This window comes from Arthrobacter sp. CMU6 (assembly GCF_059090205.1).
In genome coordinates this window covers 1-17584 of the sequence record NZ_JBNHFL010000011.1, presented here as the reverse complement: position 1 = coordinate 17584, position 17584 = coordinate 1, and the positions used below count along the sequence as shown (strand labels likewise).

Annotated in this window: 18 protein-coding genes; 12 read left to right on the top strand and 6 right to left on the bottom strand. The window is 65.7% G+C overall.

The genetic code is table 11. The annotated features are described in order from the left end of the window. Positions 1 to 66 precede the first annotated feature (66 nt). The gene (locus AC5RWD_RS09535) at positions 67 to 1917 is read left to right on the top strand and encodes a DUF5671 domain-containing protein (RefSeq protein WP_494019782.1); all 1851 of its coding nucleotides are present in this window, start codon (positions 67 to 69) and stop codon (positions 1915 to 1917) included. A 22-nt stretch (positions 1918 to 1939) separates the two neighbouring features. On the opposite strand, the gene AC5RWD_RS09530 is transcribed toward AC5RWD_RS09535, so the two are convergent. Then, positions 1940 to 2647, bottom strand: a complete 708-nt coding sequence (locus AC5RWD_RS09530) for an endonuclease/exonuclease/phosphatase family protein (RefSeq protein WP_494019781.1) — start codon at positions 2645 to 2647, stop codon at positions 1940 to 1942. Between the two features lie 764 nt (positions 2648 to 3411). Between AC5RWD_RS09530 and AC5RWD_RS09525 the strand changes: the two genes are divergently transcribed. After that, the gene (locus AC5RWD_RS09525; protein WP_494019780.1) at positions 3412 to 4215 is read left to right on the top strand and encodes a thioesterase family protein; all 804 of its coding nucleotides are present in this window, start codon (positions 3412 to 3414) and stop codon (positions 4213 to 4215) included. A 22-nt stretch (positions 4216 to 4237) separates the two neighbouring features. On the opposite strand, the gene AC5RWD_RS09520 is transcribed toward AC5RWD_RS09525, so the two are convergent. Beyond that, the gene (locus AC5RWD_RS09520) at positions 4238 to 4621 is read right to left on the bottom strand and encodes a DUF2177 family protein (RefSeq protein WP_494019779.1); all 384 of its coding nucleotides are present in this window, start codon (positions 4619 to 4621) and stop codon (positions 4238 to 4240) included. 16 nt (positions 4622 to 4637) lie between these two features. Here AC5RWD_RS09520 and AC5RWD_RS09515 point away from each other — a divergent pair, with 16 nt between their 5' ends. Then, on the top strand, positions 4638 to 5387 hold the full coding sequence (locus AC5RWD_RS09515) for a lipoate--protein ligase family protein (protein WP_494019778.1): 750 nt from the start codon (positions 4638 to 4640) through the stop codon (positions 5385 to 5387). Positions 5388 to 5392: 5 nt separating this feature from the next. Here AC5RWD_RS09515 and AC5RWD_RS09510 read toward each other — a convergent pair whose 3' ends face one another. Then, entirely contained in the window at positions 5393 to 5755 is a 363-nt protein-coding gene (locus tag AC5RWD_RS09510; protein WP_314192090.1) for a VOC family protein, read from the bottom strand. A gap of 160 nt (positions 5756 to 5915) precedes the next feature. Between AC5RWD_RS09510 and AC5RWD_RS09505 the strand changes: the two genes are divergently transcribed. Next, entirely contained in the window at positions 5916 to 6167 is a 252-nt protein-coding gene (locus AC5RWD_RS09505) for a hypothetical protein (RefSeq protein WP_494019777.1), read from the top strand. A 110-nt stretch (positions 6168 to 6277) separates the two neighbouring features. Here the strand turns inward: AC5RWD_RS09505 and AC5RWD_RS09500 are convergent, their stop codons facing one another. Then, a complete protein-coding gene (locus tag AC5RWD_RS09500) occupies positions 6278 to 6535 on the bottom strand; it encodes a mycoredoxin (protein WP_078028863.1) in 258 nt (85 codons plus the stop codon). Positions 6536 to 6637: 102 nt separating this feature from the next. Between AC5RWD_RS09500 and AC5RWD_RS09495 the strand changes: the two genes are divergently transcribed. Next, on the top strand, positions 6638 to 7387 hold the full coding sequence (locus AC5RWD_RS09495; protein WP_494019776.1) for an SOS response-associated peptidase: 750 nt from the start codon (positions 6638 to 6640) through the stop codon (positions 7385 to 7387). A gap of 76 nt (positions 7388 to 7463) precedes the next feature. Here AC5RWD_RS09495 and AC5RWD_RS09490 read toward each other — a convergent pair whose 3' ends face one another. Further along, complete coding sequence (locus AC5RWD_RS09490) at positions 7464 to 7886, bottom strand: VOC family protein (protein WP_494019775.1); 423 nt, start codon at positions 7884 to 7886, stop codon at positions 7464 to 7466. 14 nt (positions 7887 to 7900) lie between these two features. Here AC5RWD_RS09490 and AC5RWD_RS09485 point away from each other — a divergent pair, with 14 nt between their 5' ends. Beyond that, complete coding sequence (locus AC5RWD_RS09485; RefSeq protein WP_102972334.1) at positions 7901 to 8227, top strand: chorismate mutase; 327 nt, start codon at positions 7901 to 7903, stop codon at positions 8225 to 8227. A gap of 119 nt (positions 8228 to 8346) precedes the next feature. Here AC5RWD_RS09485 and AC5RWD_RS09480 read toward each other — a convergent pair whose 3' ends face one another. After that, a complete protein-coding gene (locus AC5RWD_RS09480) occupies positions 8347 to 8733 on the bottom strand; it encodes a hypothetical protein (protein ID WP_494019774.1) in 387 nt (128 codons plus the stop codon). Positions 8734 to 8876: 143 nt separating this feature from the next. Between AC5RWD_RS09480 and AC5RWD_RS09475 the strand changes: the two genes are divergently transcribed. From AC5RWD_RS09475 to pdxS, 6 genes are all read left to right on the top strand, one after another. Then, positions 8877 to 9242, top strand: a complete 366-nt coding sequence (locus AC5RWD_RS09475; RefSeq protein WP_494019773.1) for a DUF6504 family protein — start codon at positions 8877 to 8879, stop codon at positions 9240 to 9242. After that, complete coding sequence (locus AC5RWD_RS09470; RefSeq protein WP_494019772.1) at positions 9239 to 12865, top strand: DNA polymerase III subunit alpha; 3627 nt, start codon at positions 9239 to 9241, stop codon at positions 12863 to 12865. The genes AC5RWD_RS09475 and AC5RWD_RS09470 overlap by 4 nt, the downstream gene beginning before the upstream one ends. Before the next feature lie 265 nt (positions 12866 to 13130). Further along, positions 13131 to 15095 carry a threonine--tRNA ligase gene (gene thrS / locus AC5RWD_RS09465; protein WP_494019879.1) on the top strand — a complete coding sequence of 655 codons (1965 nt, stop codon included), beginning with the start codon at positions 13131 to 13133 and terminating at the stop codon, positions 15093 to 15095. A gap of 19 nt (positions 15096 to 15114) precedes the next feature. Then, complete coding sequence (locus AC5RWD_RS09460; RefSeq protein ID WP_494019771.1) at positions 15115 to 15702, top strand: HIT family protein; 588 nt, start codon at positions 15115 to 15117, stop codon at positions 15700 to 15702. Then, positions 15692 to 16312: a phosphatidylinositol phosphate synthase gene (gene pgsA, locus AC5RWD_RS09455; RefSeq protein ID WP_494019770.1), complete on the top strand. Its 621-nt coding sequence runs from the start codon at positions 15692 to 15694 to the stop codon at positions 16310 to 16312. Before AC5RWD_RS09460 ends, pgsA begins: the two co-directional genes overlap by 11 nt. A 138-nt stretch (positions 16313 to 16450) precedes the next feature. After that, the gene (gene pdxS, locus AC5RWD_RS09450) at positions 16451 to 17377 is read left to right on the top strand and encodes a pyridoxal 5'-phosphate synthase lyase subunit PdxS (RefSeq protein ID WP_494019769.1); all 927 of its coding nucleotides are present in this window, start codon (positions 16451 to 16453) and stop codon (positions 17375 to 17377) included. Positions 17378 to 17584: the final 207 nt, after the last annotated feature.

The window sequence follows — 17584 nt, the reverse complement described above, 5'->3', positions numbered from 1 at the left end:
GCCACGGCCCGACCGGACCCTGAGTTCAGTCTTTGGCATCATCTGTCCGGTTCCGGCGCCAAAGCCGTGACTACTGCCCGGCAGGACACCCGCGGATCATCATCGCCGGCGGTGCCAACCGTGCGGCGGCTGGTGGTGTTTGTGCTCCTCTTCGTCCTCGTACTGGTTGGCGCTTCCGGCCTGGCCGGCCTGCTTGAGCGGCTGCTTGTCGCCGGCACAGGGCTGGCCGCGAACGACGTCGGCAGCCTCGCCCGGTCCCTCGCATTCGGCCTGGTTGGCGGTGGCATGGCCGTTGTCCTGTGGTGGCTCGTGTGGCGCCGGGTGGCCGAGGCGGCGGAGCGCTCCGCCGTTACCTGGGGGCTTTACGTCGCGGGCGTCTACACCGTTGCCCTCGTCACCTCCGTCACGGCGTTGCTCGCCACTGCGTCCCAGCTGGTCGGGCTGCTGGCCCGCGCCGCATCTGCCGCAGCGGGTGCGGGCGGGGCGGGTGAAGGAACGGAATGGCGTTCTTCCCTGGCTACGGGCGTGGTGTGGGCGGCCGTCTGGGCGTGGCATCGGTGGATGTGGCAGCACCAGGGCAAGGGGCCGCGCCGACTAGACACCGTCCCGGCGCTCGCAGGGTCGGTATTGGGGCTGCTGATATTTGCCGGCGGTGCTGCGACCGCCTTCGGCAGTCTGCTTGACGTGGCGCTGCGGGCGCTGGCAGGTACACAGGACGTGGGGTCGCGCTGGTGGGTTTCCGTGCTGCAGTCGCTCGTCTGGGCATGCGGCGGGTTCGTGGTGTGGTGGTGGCATTGGGTCCGGGGGGAGGCGCAGCGCCTGGCCTCTCCGCTGGCCAACGTGGCCGCGGCAGTCTTCGGCGTGCTTGGCGGCTGCCTTACAGCAGTGGCCGGAGCCATCACGGTGGGGTTCGTCCTGCTGCGGGTGGTACTGGACCGCTCCGACGGGATGTTCCGGCTCGTCGATCCCCTGGGCGCTGCGCTGGCCGCGGCAGCTGTCGGAGCCCTCGTCTGGCGCTACCACTCGGTACTCACGGCCGGGCGGTCGGAGAAAATGCGGCAGACGGGGCTGCTGCTCGCATCCGGGGTGGCACTGATCGCCGCGGCCTCTGGTGTGGGAGTTGTTGTCAACGCGGCCCTGGGCTTCGCCGAAGCAACTCACGCGGGAACAGGTACGCGCACGCTGCTGCTGGGCGGCATCAGTGCCCTGGCCGTGGGAGGGGCACTCTGGGTGAGGGCGTGGCAGCCGGCGGAGCGCAGCGCCTCGGCGGGTGGCGGCAGCACAGAGGGGGCCGACGGCCTGCCTTCCCCCACCGCCACCGGACGGCGCATCTACCTCGTGGCTATCTTCGGGATCAGCGCAGTGGTGGCGTTGATCGCCCTGCTGGTGGTCGGGTACCAGGCCTTTGAGTATCTGCTGGACCCGGAGCGCGCGGGAAACCTGCTGGGCCGGATCCGGGCGCCGCTCGGACTCCTGACCGCCACCGCGCTTGTTGCCGCCTACCACCACGGCGTCTGGCGCCGGGAACGGGCAACGATGCCGCCGGACGTTGGCCCGCTGCAGGAAGTCGGCCCGCTGCAGGAAGTCGGCCCGGTGCGGAACGCGGGACGCACCATTGGGCAGGTGGTCCTGGTGACCGGCTCCGATCCCGTGCCGCTCTTAGGCGCCATCCGTAAAACCACCGGGGCCGATGTGACGGTGTGGCTGCGGTCGGGCCCAGCGGCGGGACCGTACCCGGCGTCCGACGGCGGTGCTGCCGCCGCCTCTGCAGGGAGGGCACCGGATGCCGGACCGCCGCCGGATCCCGGACGGCTTGTTGCGGCCCTGGAAGGCGTGCGGGCTGAGCGGGTGCTGGTCGTCGTCGGACCGGACGGGCGGATCGACGTCATTCCTGTCATGGACCACACGGTCCCATAACTAAGGACGCGCCACCGAACCCTCAGGAGGAAACGGGCTGCCCCTTGATCGGAGCACGGTCAGCGCCGTATTCGGCCGTCACGAGGATGGGCAGGTGATCCGACTTCCCCCGGGGGAGCGTTTCCACGCTTTCAATGTCCAGGCCCAGTGACGTGGCAAAGTCGAAGTGGCCTTTGAACACCTTGTACCGGGTGTAGGTCCGGCGGTTGCTCAGGGACAGGGCGTAACCGGAGTTCTTCATGTGCGTGTCAAGGCTCTTGGTGAAGAACGGATAGTTGAAGTCACCCACCATCAGCGTCATGAGCCCGGTGCCCATGCTCAGTAGCTCGGCATGCGCCGCGTGGATCTGCTTGCGCCGCAGCGAGTTTGATGCGGTGAGCGGGGCAGCGTGGAACGAACCCACCACCAGCTCATGATCGGTCTCGTTGTCCACCATCCGGGTGCCGATCAGCCGCTCGTGGGCCGGTGCCATCACGCGGTCGTGCATGGACTTCTTCAAGGCGAAGGCCTTGGTTTCCAGGGCCGTGAACCGGTCAGTCCGGTAGTAAATGGCCAGGCCCAGCCTGTTGCCCTTGGTGTAGTCGGCCAGGTGGAGCGGCCCGAGCGTGTCAGGCAGATCGGATGAGTCACACTCCTGAAGGCAAAGGACGTCTATCCCAAAGTTGCGGGCCAGGTTCACCAGTTCGCCACTCGCCTTGTGCTTGCGGAGGTTGTAGCTAATAACGCGCATCAGTGGAACACCTCTTCCGAGGGCTGCTAGAAGGACCAGTCTCCGAGTCTATCCAGATCATCATATGGAGGTGCGGATATTAAGCGCGCGTCCGGCGGGGCAAAAAATACGCCGCGCCGGACGCATGCCTGTTTCCACGCGATGCTGCGTCCCGGCCTGCCGCTTGCTACCCGCTGCTCGCTACCTGCCCCCTGCTACCTTCCGCCGGGGCCGTGTCCCTGGGTGGTACTCTCCCGCCGTGACCGTGCCAAGCTCCGCGGCACCGTTGAGCGAGCCTTCGCCACTCAGTCCGGACTCCACCTGCGCCGTGCCGCCGGTGTACACCGTGTACTGCTTGCCCGCTTCGATCGAGTCCAGGCAGTCGCCCTCGGTGCTGCCTCGTAGGCGGACACATCGGAGATTTCCACGTGCTGGACCAAAACCTGTCCAGCGCCCAGGCGGTGGCGCCGCCGGCGGAAAGCGTCGGCGCGAGGGCGCCGGCGAGGATGGCCCGGCGCGTCGGCCTGGCCGTGCAGCGCTTACGGGTTTGCCGGGCGGGCCGGGCTCACCGGGGTGCCCTGCTGAGCCGGGCTGGATGTCTTCGGTGGGGGAGTTCTGCTGTGAGGTCATGCATCATTTGTAGGGGCTGGACTTATGCCGGCCGTGAGCCGGGCATTTGAGGAAGCTGTGAAGGATTCCGGCCCGCGAGGCCTGGGACGGCGCCGTTTGCCGGAAGCGATAGAGTGAACGGAGATTAACCGATCACGCTTTTGAAGGAGTCAACGTTGACTGCTGAACTCCCGGAACTCGCCGACGGCGACTTCTACTACCAGGACCTGGGCGGCGGCCGCTTCCGCTCTACCATCCATGCCCAGGGGGCCTGGAACGCCCATGAGCAGCACATGGCCCCGGCGTCGGGACTCCTGGCCGACCGGCTGGACCGGCACGAACCCCGGGACGACATGCGGATGGCCAGGCTCAGCTACGAAATCCTGGGACTTATCCCCGGCGGTGAATTTGAAATCGTCACCACGACGCTGCGCCCGGGACGCACCATCGAACTGCTGCAGGCTGAACTGGTGGCGGCCGGACGCGTGGCCATCAGGGCGACAGCCTGGCGCATGGTCACCAGCGACACGTCGGCGGTGGCCGCCGTCGAGGACGGCCCCATCCCCGCACCGGAGGAATGCAAGCCCTATGACGGCGCGGACATCTGGCCGGGAGGATATATCCGTTCCCTGGAAATGAGGGTGGCGGAGGGGCACCGGCCGGGCGCCGGGAAGGTGTGGTTGCGCACGGACCATCCGCTGACGGACGGAAACGACAGCACGGACGTGGCAAGGCTCATGGGGCTCGTGGACACCGCCAACGGCATTGCCGCACGCGTGCCCCCCGGCGCTGACAGCTACGCCTTCCCGAACCTGGACCTCCAAATCCACATGTACCGGCGGCCGGAGGGCGAGTGGCTGGGACTGGACAACGCGGTGTCCTTCGGTGCTGACGGGATCGGCCTCACCTCGACCGTGCTCCACGACCTGTCCGGCCCCTTCGGGCGGGCGGAACAGATCCTCACGCTGCGGAAAACCTGACCGTCAGGTCCAATAGGACGCCCTAGTGGAAGACCAGCCAGCCGGCCAGCGTGGCGAGGGCGGTCAGCAGTGCGCCCCACGCCATGTCAACGACGATGAGCTGCAGCGGCCATTTCTTGAGCGTCGCGGCGTTGGTGAGGTCGTAGGTCGCGTAGGCAAACGCGCCCAGCGCTGCCCCATGGCCGACGGCGGTCAGCCAGGTGCCGCCGTCGAGCGCCGGCCGCAGGGCGAAGAAAACGATGCCCGCGATGTAAATCAAATAGAACGCCACGGCGTACCCTAGATGGGGCCGGTCGGCCAGCAATTCACCGATGTGGCTGCGGTAGAACGGGTTCATGAGCTTGAGCCACACGGCGTCGATCACGGCGAAGGCAGCGGCGACTACCAGAAATTGCAATACGACCATAAGGGAGCTTAGCAACATGCAGCAGGCCGGGGCTGACTCACGGACTCTGACCCTCGTCCGGCAGGAGCAGTCCCTTGGCGCGGTCCGGGACCTTGATTTTGGGATCGAGCTGCTCGGCAAAGCCCGGGCCGGGGATATCGGACCCACCCTTCGGCTGTACCGGCCCGCACCGACTGTTGCCTTCGGCCAGCGCGACACCCGCCTGCCCGGCTTCGGCGCCGCCGCCCAGGCCTGCCGCGAGCTGGGGTTCGAGCCGCTGATCCGCAAGGCGGGAGGCCGCGCCGCGGCGTACCACGAGGGCACTCTGATCATCGACCACGTGGAGCCGCACGGCGATGCGATCGCCGGAGCCAAAGGCCGGTTCGCCTTTTTCGGAGAGATGCTGGCGGGGGCGCTCCGGAACGTGGGCGTGCACGCCGCCGTCGGCGAGATCCCCGGGGAGTACTGTCCCGGTGAATACAGCGTCCACGGCTTCGCACCCGCTGCTCCCGCGCACCGCATCAAACTGGTGGGCACGGCCCAGCGCGTGGTGTCCGGCGCCTGGCTGTTCAGCTCCGTCGTCGTGGTGGAGAACTCGGCACCCATCCGCGAGGTGCTCACGGCCAGCTACGCGGCCCTGGGGCTGGACTGGGATCCCGCGACCGCCGGCGCCGTCGATGACCTTGTCCCCGGCCTTGACGTGCAGGCCATCGAGGACGCTGTGGTCAGCACGTACGCGGAGTACGCCACGATGGGCCAGGCGGACTTTGGCAGCCTCCGCCCCTAGCGCTGCTATTCGGTGGCCGGGGGGATCTGGCAGATCATGAGAACGTTTCCGTCCGGGTCCCGGAAGTTGAACCACTGGTCGTCGTTGACGTCGGTGAGTTCCACGCCCCGGGTTTTCATGAACGCGTGGGCCGCATGGATGTCGGCGGTGTTGAAGTGGAACGCCGGGACCTGGAAAACCGCGCCGGGGGAGTAGATCCTGCTGTCCAGGACGAGGCCGGCCCCCTCCATGGGGAGTATGTACAGATGGTCCAGGAGGACCTTGTCATCGGCGGGCACGCCCAACATGCCGCAATACCAGTCGCGCGCTTCCTCAATATCGCTGACGGGAACAAAGACGGTGCCGATCTGCGGGGAAACTGGATTCACAGCAATCCTTTGGAACGCGGGAAAGGAACTCGAACTGTAACGCCCCGGACCGGCAATCGCGGAAGCGGCGCCGGGCCCGGATTTTTCGTACCCCGACCTGTCGATTTCAAACGCAGAGGGGAGGACGATTAAGGGACAGCCGCTGAAAAGGAGGTCGGTGATGTGCTATTCATCGCGGGCGGATTTCGGCTGGGACACCCGAAAGGATACCGTCCGAAAGCCTGAAGCGCACCGGGAACCGGCGCCGCCGGAAGCTGCGCACGGAAACCCGCTGCCTGTGGACCATCCGGAACCCCGGACCCACGCGGACGACACCAGGCTGTGGGCCTTCCTGGCCCGCCGCAAGGAGCCCCGCCGCAAGGAAACCCACGCTCCCAGGCCGGTAGAGGACCGGATCGGCGAAAAGGTCTGATCCGCCGGGGGCCTAAAACAGCCGCCAGCCCTGGAAGCAACAAGTGCATGGAAACAGTGAAGGCACCGGTCTCCGGTGCCTTCACTGTTGAAACTACTGCGGCGTCAGCCTTAGGCGGCGAGCCTGCTCTTGACCTCTGCAGCGGAGGGGTTCGTGGCAGCGGTGCCGTCAGGGAAGAGGACGGTGGGGACCGTGCGGTTGCCGCCGTTGATCTGCTCCACGAGCTCCGCCGTGCCGTCGACCTCTTCGATGTTGATCTCGGTGTAGCCGATGCCCTGGGCGTCCAGCTGCTTCTTCAGCCGGTTGCAGTAGCCGCACCAGGTGGTCGAGAACATGGTGATGGTGCCGTCTTCGGGGGTAAAGTCCACGGGCTCTCCTCGGATAGATGTGGTCCTGTCGGTTTCCTTCCCCACAACCGTAACCCGGACGCCGGTATTCCCCAGCCTCTGTTGCAATGGCATGCTGGTGCCATGTGTGGACGTTACGTCATGGCCCGGGCAGTGGGGGATCTGCTGGCCGAATTCGATGCCGAACTTGAGAACGAAACCGAAATCCCGCCGTCGTGGAACGTTGCGCCCACCGATGGCGCACCCATTGTCCTGGAACGGCTTATCGACGGCGGCACGGTCCGCCAGCTGCACGTCGCGCGCTGGGGGCTGGTGCCGTCCTGGGCTAAAAGCCCGGCCATCGGGGCGAAGATGATCAATGCCAGGAGCGAGTCGGTCCTTGAGAAGCCGGCGTTCCGCAAGGCTGTGCAGTCGAGGCGCTGCGCGGTACCGGCCGACGGGTACTACGAGTGGAAACAGGGGGAGGGCCGCAGCAAACAGCCGTATTACGTGCATCCCCGGGACGAGTCCGCCATCGCCTTCGCAGGACTGTACGAGTGGTGGAAGGACCCGTCCGTGCCCCAGGGTGAACCCGCCCGGTGGATGCTCTCGATGTCCATCATGACGGCGGACTCGCCGCCAGCGGGAACTGAAGGCACGGTTTTCGCCGAACTGACAGCGCTCCACGACCGCGTCCCGCTGCCCATGAGCCGCGACACCATGGCGGCCTGGCTTGACCCCCAGGTGGACGACGCCGCCGGCCTGGTGGACCTCGTCCGGTCCGGCGTGAAGGACGTGGCAGCCGGCTGGCGGGTGGATTCCGTGGGCAAGGCGGTGGGTAACGTCCGCAACAACTCTCCGGAGCTCATCGAACCCGTGGAGGCACTCTTCTGAGTTTTGCCTTCTGCGGACCGGGGACAGGCGGGCCGGGGCTAGGCGGACCCGGCCGGAACCAGAGCCGGGCCTGCGTTCAGACGGTGACCTGGCCGCCGTCGTCCACTCTCCAGGTGGGGTTGAACGCAATCTCCCAGCGGAAGCCGTCCGGATCGGCGAAGTATCCGGTGTAGCCGCCCCAGGGCTGCGTCTTGGGAGGGACCACGACGACGGCGCCGGCAGACTCTGCCTGGGCCATCACCTGGTCCACCTCCCCGGAGCTGCCGACGTTGTGGCTGAGCGTAATGCAGGGAACTGCGGCGGGAGCATCGACGGCGGCCTCGGCCTGCATTTGTCCGGCATCCCACAGGGAGAGAATCAGGCCGTGGTTGGCCTGGATGAAGACCACCTCGTCGGGAACCTCACGGTGGACCGGCCAGCCCAGGCCGTCCACATAGAACCGCCGGGAGGCGGCCACGCTGCGCACTCCCAAGGAAATAAAATCGACTCTGGGCTGCATGGTTCGATACTGTCATGATCATGCCCACAAATCACGGAGACGAGAAAAACGCCCAGGCTGACCGGGAACAGCTCGCCGCCGTGCGCGTTGCGGTGGACGAGGTGGACGAGCAGATCGTCACGCTGATCGCCCGCCGCGAGCGGCTGATTCGCATCGCGGGAACCTTGAAGGGTGACGACGCCGAGGTGCGGGCGCCGGGACGCGTGGAGCGGGTCATCGAGCATGTGCGCTCGGCCGCCGAGAAAAAAGAAATAGACCCGGACATCGTGGAAAGCACGTACCGGGCCATGATCTCGAAGTTCATCGAGCTTGAGATGAAAATCCACAACGACAACAGCTGAGCCGTTGTCAGACGCGCCGGGCTGTTGTCAGGCGCGCGGGGCTGGTGCCAGGCACGCCGGGATCCAGGACCGGCTGATCCGGGCGGGTGCCCGGTGCCGCTCGCGCCGGCGCTGCCCCTCTAAAGCTTCTCCTCGACGGGCACGCCGGACTGGAATTCCCGCCCGTCTGCCTCGCTGAACGCGGACATGAGGTGGCTCTTGTCCAGCCCAAGTACCGTGCTCATGGGGAAATTGCCCGTGATGGTGTTGCCCGAGTGCTCAACGCTGCTGATGTCGAAGTTCTCCTCCGTGCCGTCGTGGCTGAAGGAGTAGATCGAGACCGCCTCGCCGTTCATGAACTCGATACCCAGCCTCCGTTGATGTGAATAATCCGGAGTGGCCGCAACGAGCCCCACAACAAAGGCGCCCGATGCTGGAATGTTGCCGTCGATATCGAACTTGGCCACCAATGTGCTTTCTTTGGCGGCGATGCTTACCTGCTTCAGGAGCGCGTCATTGGAACTCATGGGACCATCCTGCCCTGTGAGCCGCCGTCCGTCCACACCCATCTAGGTTTTGTCTCCGGCTCGGCGTAGACTGGAACTATTCGAATACATATTCGAATGGCTGTGTATTTTCTGCAGGACGAGATTGGTATCCGGAGGCGCCCATGGGAACGTTCAGCGAGTCTGTTGACGTCGTCTGCGCACCTACCGGTGAGCCGGCAGAGCTTCGGTGGGGCGGAAGGGAATACCGGGTTTGCGCTGAACCCCTGCGCTGGTATGAACGCCGCCAGTGGTGGGCTGAAGAACGGCGTGCTCCGCTGGGAAGCGGCCCCGGGCTAGTGGACCATGAGATCTGGCGGGTGCAGGTCCTGCCGTCAGGCAGAAGCAGCCCACCGGAAACCCCGCCTGCAGAACCGGTTGAACCTCTAACCCTTGACCTGGTCCGGCATACCGGCAGCGGGCGCTGGCGGCTGCTCCGGATCCACGACGCCCTCCGGACCAAAGACGCACTCCAGCACAAATCAGCATGAGCTTCACTCACCTCCACGTTTCCACCGCCTTCAGCGCCCACTACGGCGTCTCCTGGCCGGATGAACTCGCCCATGCAGCAGCAGCCCATGGGGCAACTGCCCTCGGATGCATGGACCGCGACGGCCTGTACGGCTCGGTTAAACACCTCAAGGCATGCATGGCTGCCGGTATTGACCCCGTGGTCGGCGTCGACCTGGCAGTCTTCGACGATGAGGGAGACCACGGTGCCGGGGCGGCTCATGCACGGGTTTCCAAGACCCGGTTTTCGGCATCCCGCGTCACCGGGCGGGTGGTTGTCCTCGCGCATGGCCATAACAACGGAGCGGGATACAAGGCGCTGTGCCGGCTGATCTCCGACGCGCATGCCCGCACCACGGGCAAGGCCGGGGGAGCGGTGCCCGTTGCCGTCACCAGGGCCGAACTCGCCTCCCGCGTCCTGGATCCGGAAACACTTAAACCGGTACTCACCGTGCTGTTGGGCCCGGATTCCGACGTCGGCATTGCACTGGGAGGGCGGCGGTACCTACGGCCCCGCACCCTCTTCAAGGGCTGGCTGGACGCCATGCCGGCCGGAAGCGTCGTGGCAGAGATCGTCACCCACCTCAGTGCACCTGGTGAGCCGTTAAGCACGGCCCATGCTGTCCGCATGCTCAAGCTCGCGCAGGAGCACGGCGTCCCGGCCGTGCTCACCAATGCGGTCCGTTACTGCGAGGAGGATGGTGCGGCCACCGCCGATGTCCTGGACTCGGCCCGCACCCTGAAGTCGCTTCCCGAACTCTCCGCCGCGCCGCTGCTTCAGCCCAACGGGCAGGGCTGGCTGAAAACCCCGGACCAAATGGAGGAACTGGGCAAGGAAGTCATCCATGCCGCCGGCTACGGGTCCGCGGATCTCCAGGTGCTCCTCGCCCAGACTGAAGCGCTCGCGGACCGTTGCCGCATGGATCCCGTCTCTGACATGGGCTGGAAGCAGCCGGTGGTGCCCGAGGCCGCCGTCATCGGCATTGGGGGGGATCCGCTGGCAGAACTGGCCCAGCGCTGCGAGGCGGGAATTGCGCGGCGTTTCCCCGGCATCGCCGGGAAGGCGGAAGCGGACATGCGTGCACGGCTGCAGCATGAGCTCAAGATCATTGCCCGCCTCGGCTTTGCCTCCTACTTTCTCACAGTGGCCGAGGTTTCCCGCATGATCCTGGACATGGGTGTGAGGGCGGCAGCCCGGGGATCGGGGGCTTCCAGCCTGGTGAACTACCTGATCGACATCAGCCAGGTGAACCCCCTCCAGCATGACCTGATCTTCGAACGGTTCCTCTCCGGGGACCGGTCAACGCTGCCTGACATCGACATCGATGTTGAAAGCGCTGAGCGGCACAACGTCTACCGGAAGATCTTTGACCGGTTCGGCCCCCAGCGCGTCACGCTGATGAGCATGCAGAACGGCTACCGCGCACGCGGTGCGGTGCGGGACGCCGGCATGGCTTTGGGAATGGACGACGGCGATGTCGGCGAGATTGCCAAACAGCTGTGGCGCTTTTCGGCTCGGAAGTTCCGGGAGGCGCTGGAGGAAAAGCCGGAACTCCGCGAGTTCGCCGGACGGGTGGAGCAGCGGAACTTCTCGGAAAACCAGCAGCTGGACCTGCTGGTGGACCTCACAGAACGGCTGGACCGGCTTCCGCGCCACATCTCCATGCACCCCTGCGGGGTGATCCTCGGTGATGCCACCCTGCTGGACCGGACCCCCGTCCAGCCCAGCGGCCTTGGCCTGCCCATGAGCCAGTTCGACAAACACGACATGGACCCCATGGGCATGCTGAAGCTGGATGTCCTGGGAGTCAGGATGCAAAGCGCCATGGCCTTTGCCGTGCGGGAGATCATCCGCATCCATCCCTCCAAGGCCGAAGTGGTGGCAGCCGGAGCCCACCCCGTGGCTGCAGACGGCAGCGGTCCGGACTACATCGCCGAGGACGGCCTGATCGACCTCAATGCCGTGCCCCTGGATGATGAGCCGACGTATGAGCTGATCAGAAGCACCCACACGCTGGGGTGCTTCCAGATTGAATCACCGGGCCAGCGGGAACTGGTGGGCAAGATGGCCCCGCGCGAATTCAACGACCTCATCATCGACATCTCACTGTTCCGCCCCGGGCCCATGAAATCGGACATGGTCCGGCCCTTCCTGGAACACAGGCACGGCTTCGCGCCAGAGAGCTACCCTCACCCTGACCTGAAGCCGGTACTTCAGGAAACCCACGGGGTGACGGTCTTCCATGAGCAGATCCTGCGGACCTTTGACGTGATGACCGGCTGCGGGCTGGCAAAAGCCGACGAGTTCCGCAGGGCGTTGAGCAACGACGTACTGGAAGGGCAGGTTGAGGAGTTTTTCCGCCGCGAGGCAAAAGCAAGGGGATACAAACCGGACGTCGTGGACAAAGTCTGGGGAACCCTGAAATCGTTCGCCAGTTTCGGGTTCTGCAAAGCCCACGGCGCCGCCTTTGCCGTGCCCACCTACCAGTCGGCCTGGCTGAAGGCCCACCATCCGGAAGCGTTCCTCGCTGGCCTGTGGGAGCACGATCCCGGAATGTACCCCAAGCGTCTCCTTGTGGCCGAAGCACGCCGCATGGGCATTCCAATTCTTCCGCTGGACATCAACCGCAGCGGGGCGGAATACCGGGTTGAGCGTGTCGCGGAAGGCCCGGACCGGGGAAAGCTGGGCATCCGGCTGAGCCTCAACGGCATCTTCGGGCTGTCCGGTGCCGAACTGAAGCGGATCGTCGCAGGCCAGCCCTATGACTCGCTGGCGGATCTGAGGGCACGCTCCAGGCTGAGCAAGCCCAGCATCAAGCGGCTCGCCCAACTGGGTGCCTTTGACACCCTGCACCGGGAATCCGGCGGGACAGCCAACCGGGCAGACCTTGTCCACCACCTGCAGAGCCTACAGGGCAAGCCGGCAAAGAAAGGCACCGACGTCATTGAGGGGCAGCTCGCGCTGCCTCTTGGGGACGTCGAGCTGCGGAACGTCAAGGCCGGGCTGCCGGAGCCCACCATGGTGGAGAACGTCAGGGCGGAACTTGACCTGATGGCTGTCGATGTCAGTGAACACCTGATGTCCAGCCACCGGCCGCTCCTGGACCGGCTTGGCGTCACCACCGCGGACAAGCTGCTGGGCCTGCGTAACGGCACGGAGGTGCTGGTTGCGGGTGTCCGCATCGCCACCCAGACCCCGCCCATGCGCGGCGGCAGGCGTGTGGTCTTCATCAGCATCGATGACGGCACCGGCTGCGTGGATTCCGTGTTCTTCCACGAGGCGCAGGAGCACGCCGGCCCGCTGCTGTTCGGCACCCGGCTGCTGCTTATCAGGGGAACCACCCGGCGCACCGGTCCGCGCGGCATCAGCCTCAGCGCCAGCATGGCGTGGGACCTCAGCCGGGTGGACACCCTGCCGTTCCCTGACCGTGTGACCGCTGACCCGGGGAACGGCGGCTTGGGGGACGGCGGGGCGGAAAACCCCGAGCCTGGAAACCCTGGGTCCGGGGACGGCGGACCGGGAGGCATCGAACAGGAGTTCATGCAGCCGGGACCGCTGGAAGGCATCGGCAGGAACCTGGCCATCACCGGCCTGGGAAGCTGACCCGCCCCATCCCTATTCCATTTGTTCCCATCCCTTTCCCAATTGTTCCCATCCCTTTCCCAATTGTTCCCATCCCTTTCCCAATTGTTCCCGTTGTTCTCGTAGGACGCCGCCGTGGCGCTTTGGCTCGCCACTTCAGCAACAGATAACATTGACGAGGCTGGCTGTGGTCCCCGTACGCCACAAGCTACGAAGCCTGAACCTTGAATAGGAGACACCCGTGTCAGATGCCCAGCAGATCACCCTCATCGTCGATGGCGAAGAAATGAAGGTGACTACCGGGACCACCGGCGCGGAACTCTTCTTTGAGCGCCGCGATGTCGTTGTGGCCCGGGTCGACGGCGAACTCAAGGACCTGGACCAGCCCCTTCCCGAGGGGGCCGAGGTTGAAGGCGTCACCATCGATTCCCCCGACGGGCTCAATGTGCTGCGCCACTCCACCGCCCACGTCATGGCCCAGGCCGTGCAGCAGCTGCGACCGGACGCCAAGCTTGGCATCGGCCCCTACATCACTGACGGGTTCTACTTCGACTTCGACGTCCAGGAGCCCTTCACTCCGGAGGACCTGCGCCAGCTGGAAAAGATGATGCTCAAGATCGTCAACCAGAACCAGAAGTTCGTCCGCCGCGTCGTCTCGGAGGACGAGGCCCGCGAGGCCATGAAGAACGAGCCGTACAAGCTTGAACTGCTCGGCAAAAAGAACGACGCCGCCGACGCCGGCGAGGGCGTCAACGTCGAAGTGGGCGCCGGCGACATCACCATCTACGACAACGTCGACCGCAAGAGCGGGGACAGCATCTGGTGCGACCTGTGCCGCGGCCCGCACCTGCCCAACACCAAGCTCATCTCCAACGCCTTTGCCCTAACCCGGTCCTCTGCCGCGTACTGGCTGGGCAACCAGAACAACCAGCAGCTGCAGCGCATCTACGGCACCGCGTGGCCCACCAAGGATGCCCTGAAGGCGTACCAGGAACGCATCGCCGAGGCCGAGCGCCGCGACCACCGCAAGCTCGGCGCCGAACTGGACCTGTTCTCCTTCCCCGACGAGCTGGGATCCGGCCTGCCCGTCTTCCACCCCAAGGGCGGCATCATCCGCAAGGCCATGGAGGACTACTCCCGGCAGCGGCACGTGGACGCCGGCTACGAGTTCGTCTACACCCCGCACATCACCAAGGGGCACCTGTACGAGGTATCCGGCCACCTGGACTGGTACCGGGACGGCATGTTCCCCGCGATGCACATTGACGCGGAGCACAACGAGGACGGCACCGTCCGCAAGCCCGGCCAGGACTACTACCTGAAGCCGATGAACTGCCCGATGCACAACCTCATCTTCCGCTCGCGCGGCCGGTCCTACCGCGAACTGCCGCTGCGGCTCTTCGAATTCGGCTCGGTCTACCGCTACGAAAAGTCCGGCGTGGTCCACGGCCTGACCCGCGTGCGGGGCATGACACAGGACGACGCCCACATCTACTGCACCCGCGAGCAGATGAAGGACGAGCTCACCACCACGCTGAACTTCGTCCTCGGCCTGCTCAAGGACTACGGCCTGGATGACTTCTACCTCGAGCTGTCCACCAAGAATGAGGACAAATTCGTCGGCGACGACGCCACCTGGGAGGAAGCCACCCGCACCCTGGCCGAAGTTGCCGAGGCCTCCGGGCTGGAGCTCGTTCCGGACCCGGGCGGAGCGGCGTTCTACGGGCCCAAGATCTCGGTCCAGGCGAAGGATGCCCTGGGCCGCACCTGGCAGATGTCCACGATCCAGCTCGACTTCAATCTGCCTGAGCGCTTCGAACTTGAGTTCCAGGCCGCCGACGGCACCCGCCAGCGTCCCGTCATGATCCACCGTGCCCTCTTCGGTTCGGTGGAGCGGTTCATGGGCGTCCTCACCGAGCACTATGCCGGCGCCTTCCCGGCCTGGCTCGCTCCCGTGCAGGTGGTGGGCATCCCTGTCGCGGAGGCCTTCAACGACTACATGTTCGACGTCGTCGACAAGCTCAAGGCCGCCGGCATCCGCGCTGAAGTGGACATCTCCTCGGACCGTTTCCCGAAGAAGATCCGCACGGCCAGCAAGGACAAGATCCCGTTCGTGCTCATTGCCGGCGGTGAGGACGCCGAGGCGGGCGCGGTGTCCTTCCGGTTCCGGGACGGCAGCCAGGACAACGGCGTGCCCGTGGCCGAGGCCGTCCAGCGGATCGTGGACGCCGTCCGCAACCGGACCAGCTAGCCGCGGCGAAGGGGAACACGTGCAGGACAACACAGGGTCGGGCTATCCGGGCGACGCGGAAGTGACCGACGATTTTGGCCTCGCCGGCGTTCCGGATGCCTTCCAGCGGCTGTGGACTCCGCACCGCATGGCCTACATCAAGGGCGGGCAGCACCAGTTCAAGAACCAGGACGACTGCCCGTTCTGCATCGCGCCCGCCCGCACCGATGAGGAGTCGCTCATCGTGTACCGGGGGCGCACGAGCTACGTGGTGCTCAACCTGTTCCCCTACAACCCCGGCCACCTGCTGGTGTGCCCGTACCGCCACGTCCCCGATTACACGGACCTGACGGTCGAGGAGACCGCCGAATTCGCCGACCTGACGCAGACCGCCATGCGCGTGCTGCGGAAGGTGGCGAATCCTGGCGGCTTCAACCTGGGCATGAACCAGGGCGTTGTGGGCGGGGCCGGCATCGCAGGCCACCTGCATCAGCACATCGTTCCGCGCTGGGGCGGGGACGGAAATTTCTTCCCGATCATCGCCCAGACCAAGGCGATCACCCAGACGCTCCACGAGGTCCGCCAGCAGGTTGCCGATGCCTGGCCCGGGGAGACGTATGCTGAATAGGCATGCCCGCGGGTTCTTCACCGCGCTGTTTACCCCGCTTGCACGCTGGCTGCTGAAAATCGGCGTCTCGCCGGACGCCATCACCATCGTAGGAACTGCCGGGGTGGTGGTGGGCGCCCTGGTGTTCTACCCGCTGGGCCAGCTGTTTTGGGGAACCGTGTTCATCACGGCGTTCATCTTCTCCGACGTCATCGACGGCATCATGGCCAGGATGCAGAACCTCGGCGGCCGCTGGGGCAACTTTCTGGACTCCAGTCTGGACCGACTGGCTGACGGTGCCCTCTTTGCCGGCCTCGCCATCTGGTTTTTCACCGGCGGTGCGGATGCCCCCATAGCCATTGCCGCCATCGTCTGCCTGGTTCTTGGCATGGTGGTCTCTTATGTCCGGGCGAAGGCCGAATCCCTAGGCTTCCAGGCCAACGTGGGCATTGCCGAACGTGCTGAACGGCTGGTTTCAGTCCTGGTGATCACCGGCCTCACCGGTGCCGGGCTGCCGTCCGTGGTGCTGTTGGCGACCCTTGTGCTGCTGGCCGCGGCAAGCCTCGTCACGGTGGTGCAGCGCATCCTGGCCGTGCGCGTCCAGTCGCTGGAAGACTCCGAACAGACCTGATTAAGCCGGGCCGCCGCCGTGGGACTAGTATTAGGACTGCCCGGTCAATGGATCCGGTAATCCGGTGTGTGCAAAAACGGCATGTCCGTTCCGCCTGCACTGCCGGCGAAGGTCATCTAGCTACCCATAGGGGTTTTTGTGTCTACACCTGATGTAAGCAACGAAGCCGGCTCGTCCGCCAACAGCGTGACGGGCAGCAACCGCGTCAAGCGCGGCATGGCAGAGATGCTCAAAGGCGGCGTCATCATGGACGTCGTCAACGTCGAGCAGGCCCGCATCGCCGAAGATGCCGGTGCCGTTGCCGTTATGGCTCTCGAGCGCGTCCCCGCCGACATCCGCGCCCAGGGCGGCGTGTCCCGCATGTCCGATCCCGACATGATCGACCAGATCATCGACGCCGTGTCCATCCCGGTCATGGCCAAGGCCCGCATCGGGCACTTCGTCGAGGCCCAGGTCCTGCAGTCCCTCGGTGTCGACTACATCGACGAGTCCGAGGTCCTGACCCCGGCCGACTACACGAACCACATCGACAAGTGGAACTTCACCGTTCCCTTCGTCTGCGGTGCCACCAACCTCGGTGAGGCGCTGCGCCGCATCAACGAGGGCGCGGCCATGATCCGTTCCAAGGGCGAGGCCGGCACCGGCGACGTCTCGAACGCCACCACGCACATGCGCCAGATCCGCGCCGAGATCAAGAAGCTTGCCGCGCTGCCCGAGGACGAGCTGTACGTCGCGGCCAAGGAACTGCAGGCCCCGTACGAACTGGTCAAGGAAATTGCCGCCACCGGCAAGCTCCCGGTGGTGCTGTTCACCGCCGGCGGCATCGCCACCCCCGCCGACGCCGCGATGATGATGCAGCTCGGCGCGGACGGCGTGTTCGTCGGCTCGGGCATCTTCAAGTCCGGCAACCCGGCCCAGCGCGCCGCCGCCGTCGTGAAGGCCACCACCTTCTTCGATGACCCGGACGTCATCGCCAAGGCCTCCCGCGGCCTGGGTGAGGCCATGGTCGGCATCAACGTGGACGAGATCCCGCAGCCGCACCGCCTCGCCGAGCGCGGCTGGTAATACGCGCTTCTGCATTAACGACGACGGCCGGTCACCTTCCCAGGTGACCGGCCGTCGTCGTACTTTCCCCCAACTCTTGGAGTTTTGTCCAGATAATGGGGGTTAACGCCGGCAAAATCAACTGGTCGGTGCAACGCGGGGGGTTATGCCGCTTGTAGCAGCTGGTTGAGCCGGTTGGCTGGGGTCTCGAGGTTGAGGGTTGGCCGG

Excerpts from the sequence above, each read along its gene's own strand:
- AC5RWD_RS09505 (WP_494019777.1), top strand. The coding sequence starts at position 5,916 with ATGTGCTATTCATCGCGGGCGGATTTCGGCTGGGACACCCGAAAGGAT.
- AC5RWD_RS09515 (WP_494019778.1), top strand. The coding sequence starts at position 4,638 with ATGCAGCAGGCCGGGGCTGACTCACGGACTCTGACCCTCGTCCGGCAG.
- AC5RWD_RS09470 (WP_494019772.1), top strand. The coding sequence starts at position 9,239 with ATGAGCTTCACTCACCTCCACGTTTCCACCGCCTTCAGCGCCCACTAC.
- AC5RWD_RS09495 (WP_494019776.1), top strand. The coding sequence starts at position 6,638 with ATGTGTGGACGTTACGTCATGGCCCGGGCAGTGGGGGATCTGCTGGCC.
- pgsA (WP_494019770.1), top strand. The coding sequence starts at position 15,692 with ATGCTGAATAGGCATGCCCGCGGGTTCTTCACCGCGCTGTTTACCCCG.
- AC5RWD_RS09480 (WP_494019774.1), bottom strand. The coding sequence starts at position 8,733 with ATGAGTTCCAATGACGCGCTCCTGAAGCAGGTAAGCATCGCCGCCAAA.
- AC5RWD_RS09490 (WP_494019775.1), bottom strand. The coding sequence starts at position 7,886 with ATGCAGCCCAGAGTCGATTTTATTTCCTTGGGAGTGCGCAGCGTGGCC.
- AC5RWD_RS09520 (WP_494019779.1), bottom strand. The coding sequence starts at position 4,621 with ATGGTCGTATTGCAATTTCTGGTAGTCGCCGCTGCCTTCGCCGTGATC.
- thrS (WP_494019879.1), top strand. The coding sequence starts at position 13,131 with ATGAAGGTGACTACCGGGACCACCGGCGCGGAACTCTTCTTTGAGCGC.
- AC5RWD_RS09530 (WP_494019781.1), bottom strand. The coding sequence starts at position 2,647 with ATGCGCGTTATTAGCTACAACCTCCGCAAGCACAAGGCGAGTGGCGAA.
- AC5RWD_RS09475 (WP_494019773.1), top strand. The coding sequence starts at position 8,877 with ATGGGAACGTTCAGCGAGTCTGTTGACGTCGTCTGCGCACCTACCGGT.
- AC5RWD_RS09485 (WP_102972334.1), top strand. The coding sequence starts at position 7,901 with ATGATCATGCCCACAAATCACGGAGACGAGAAAAACGCCCAGGCTGAC.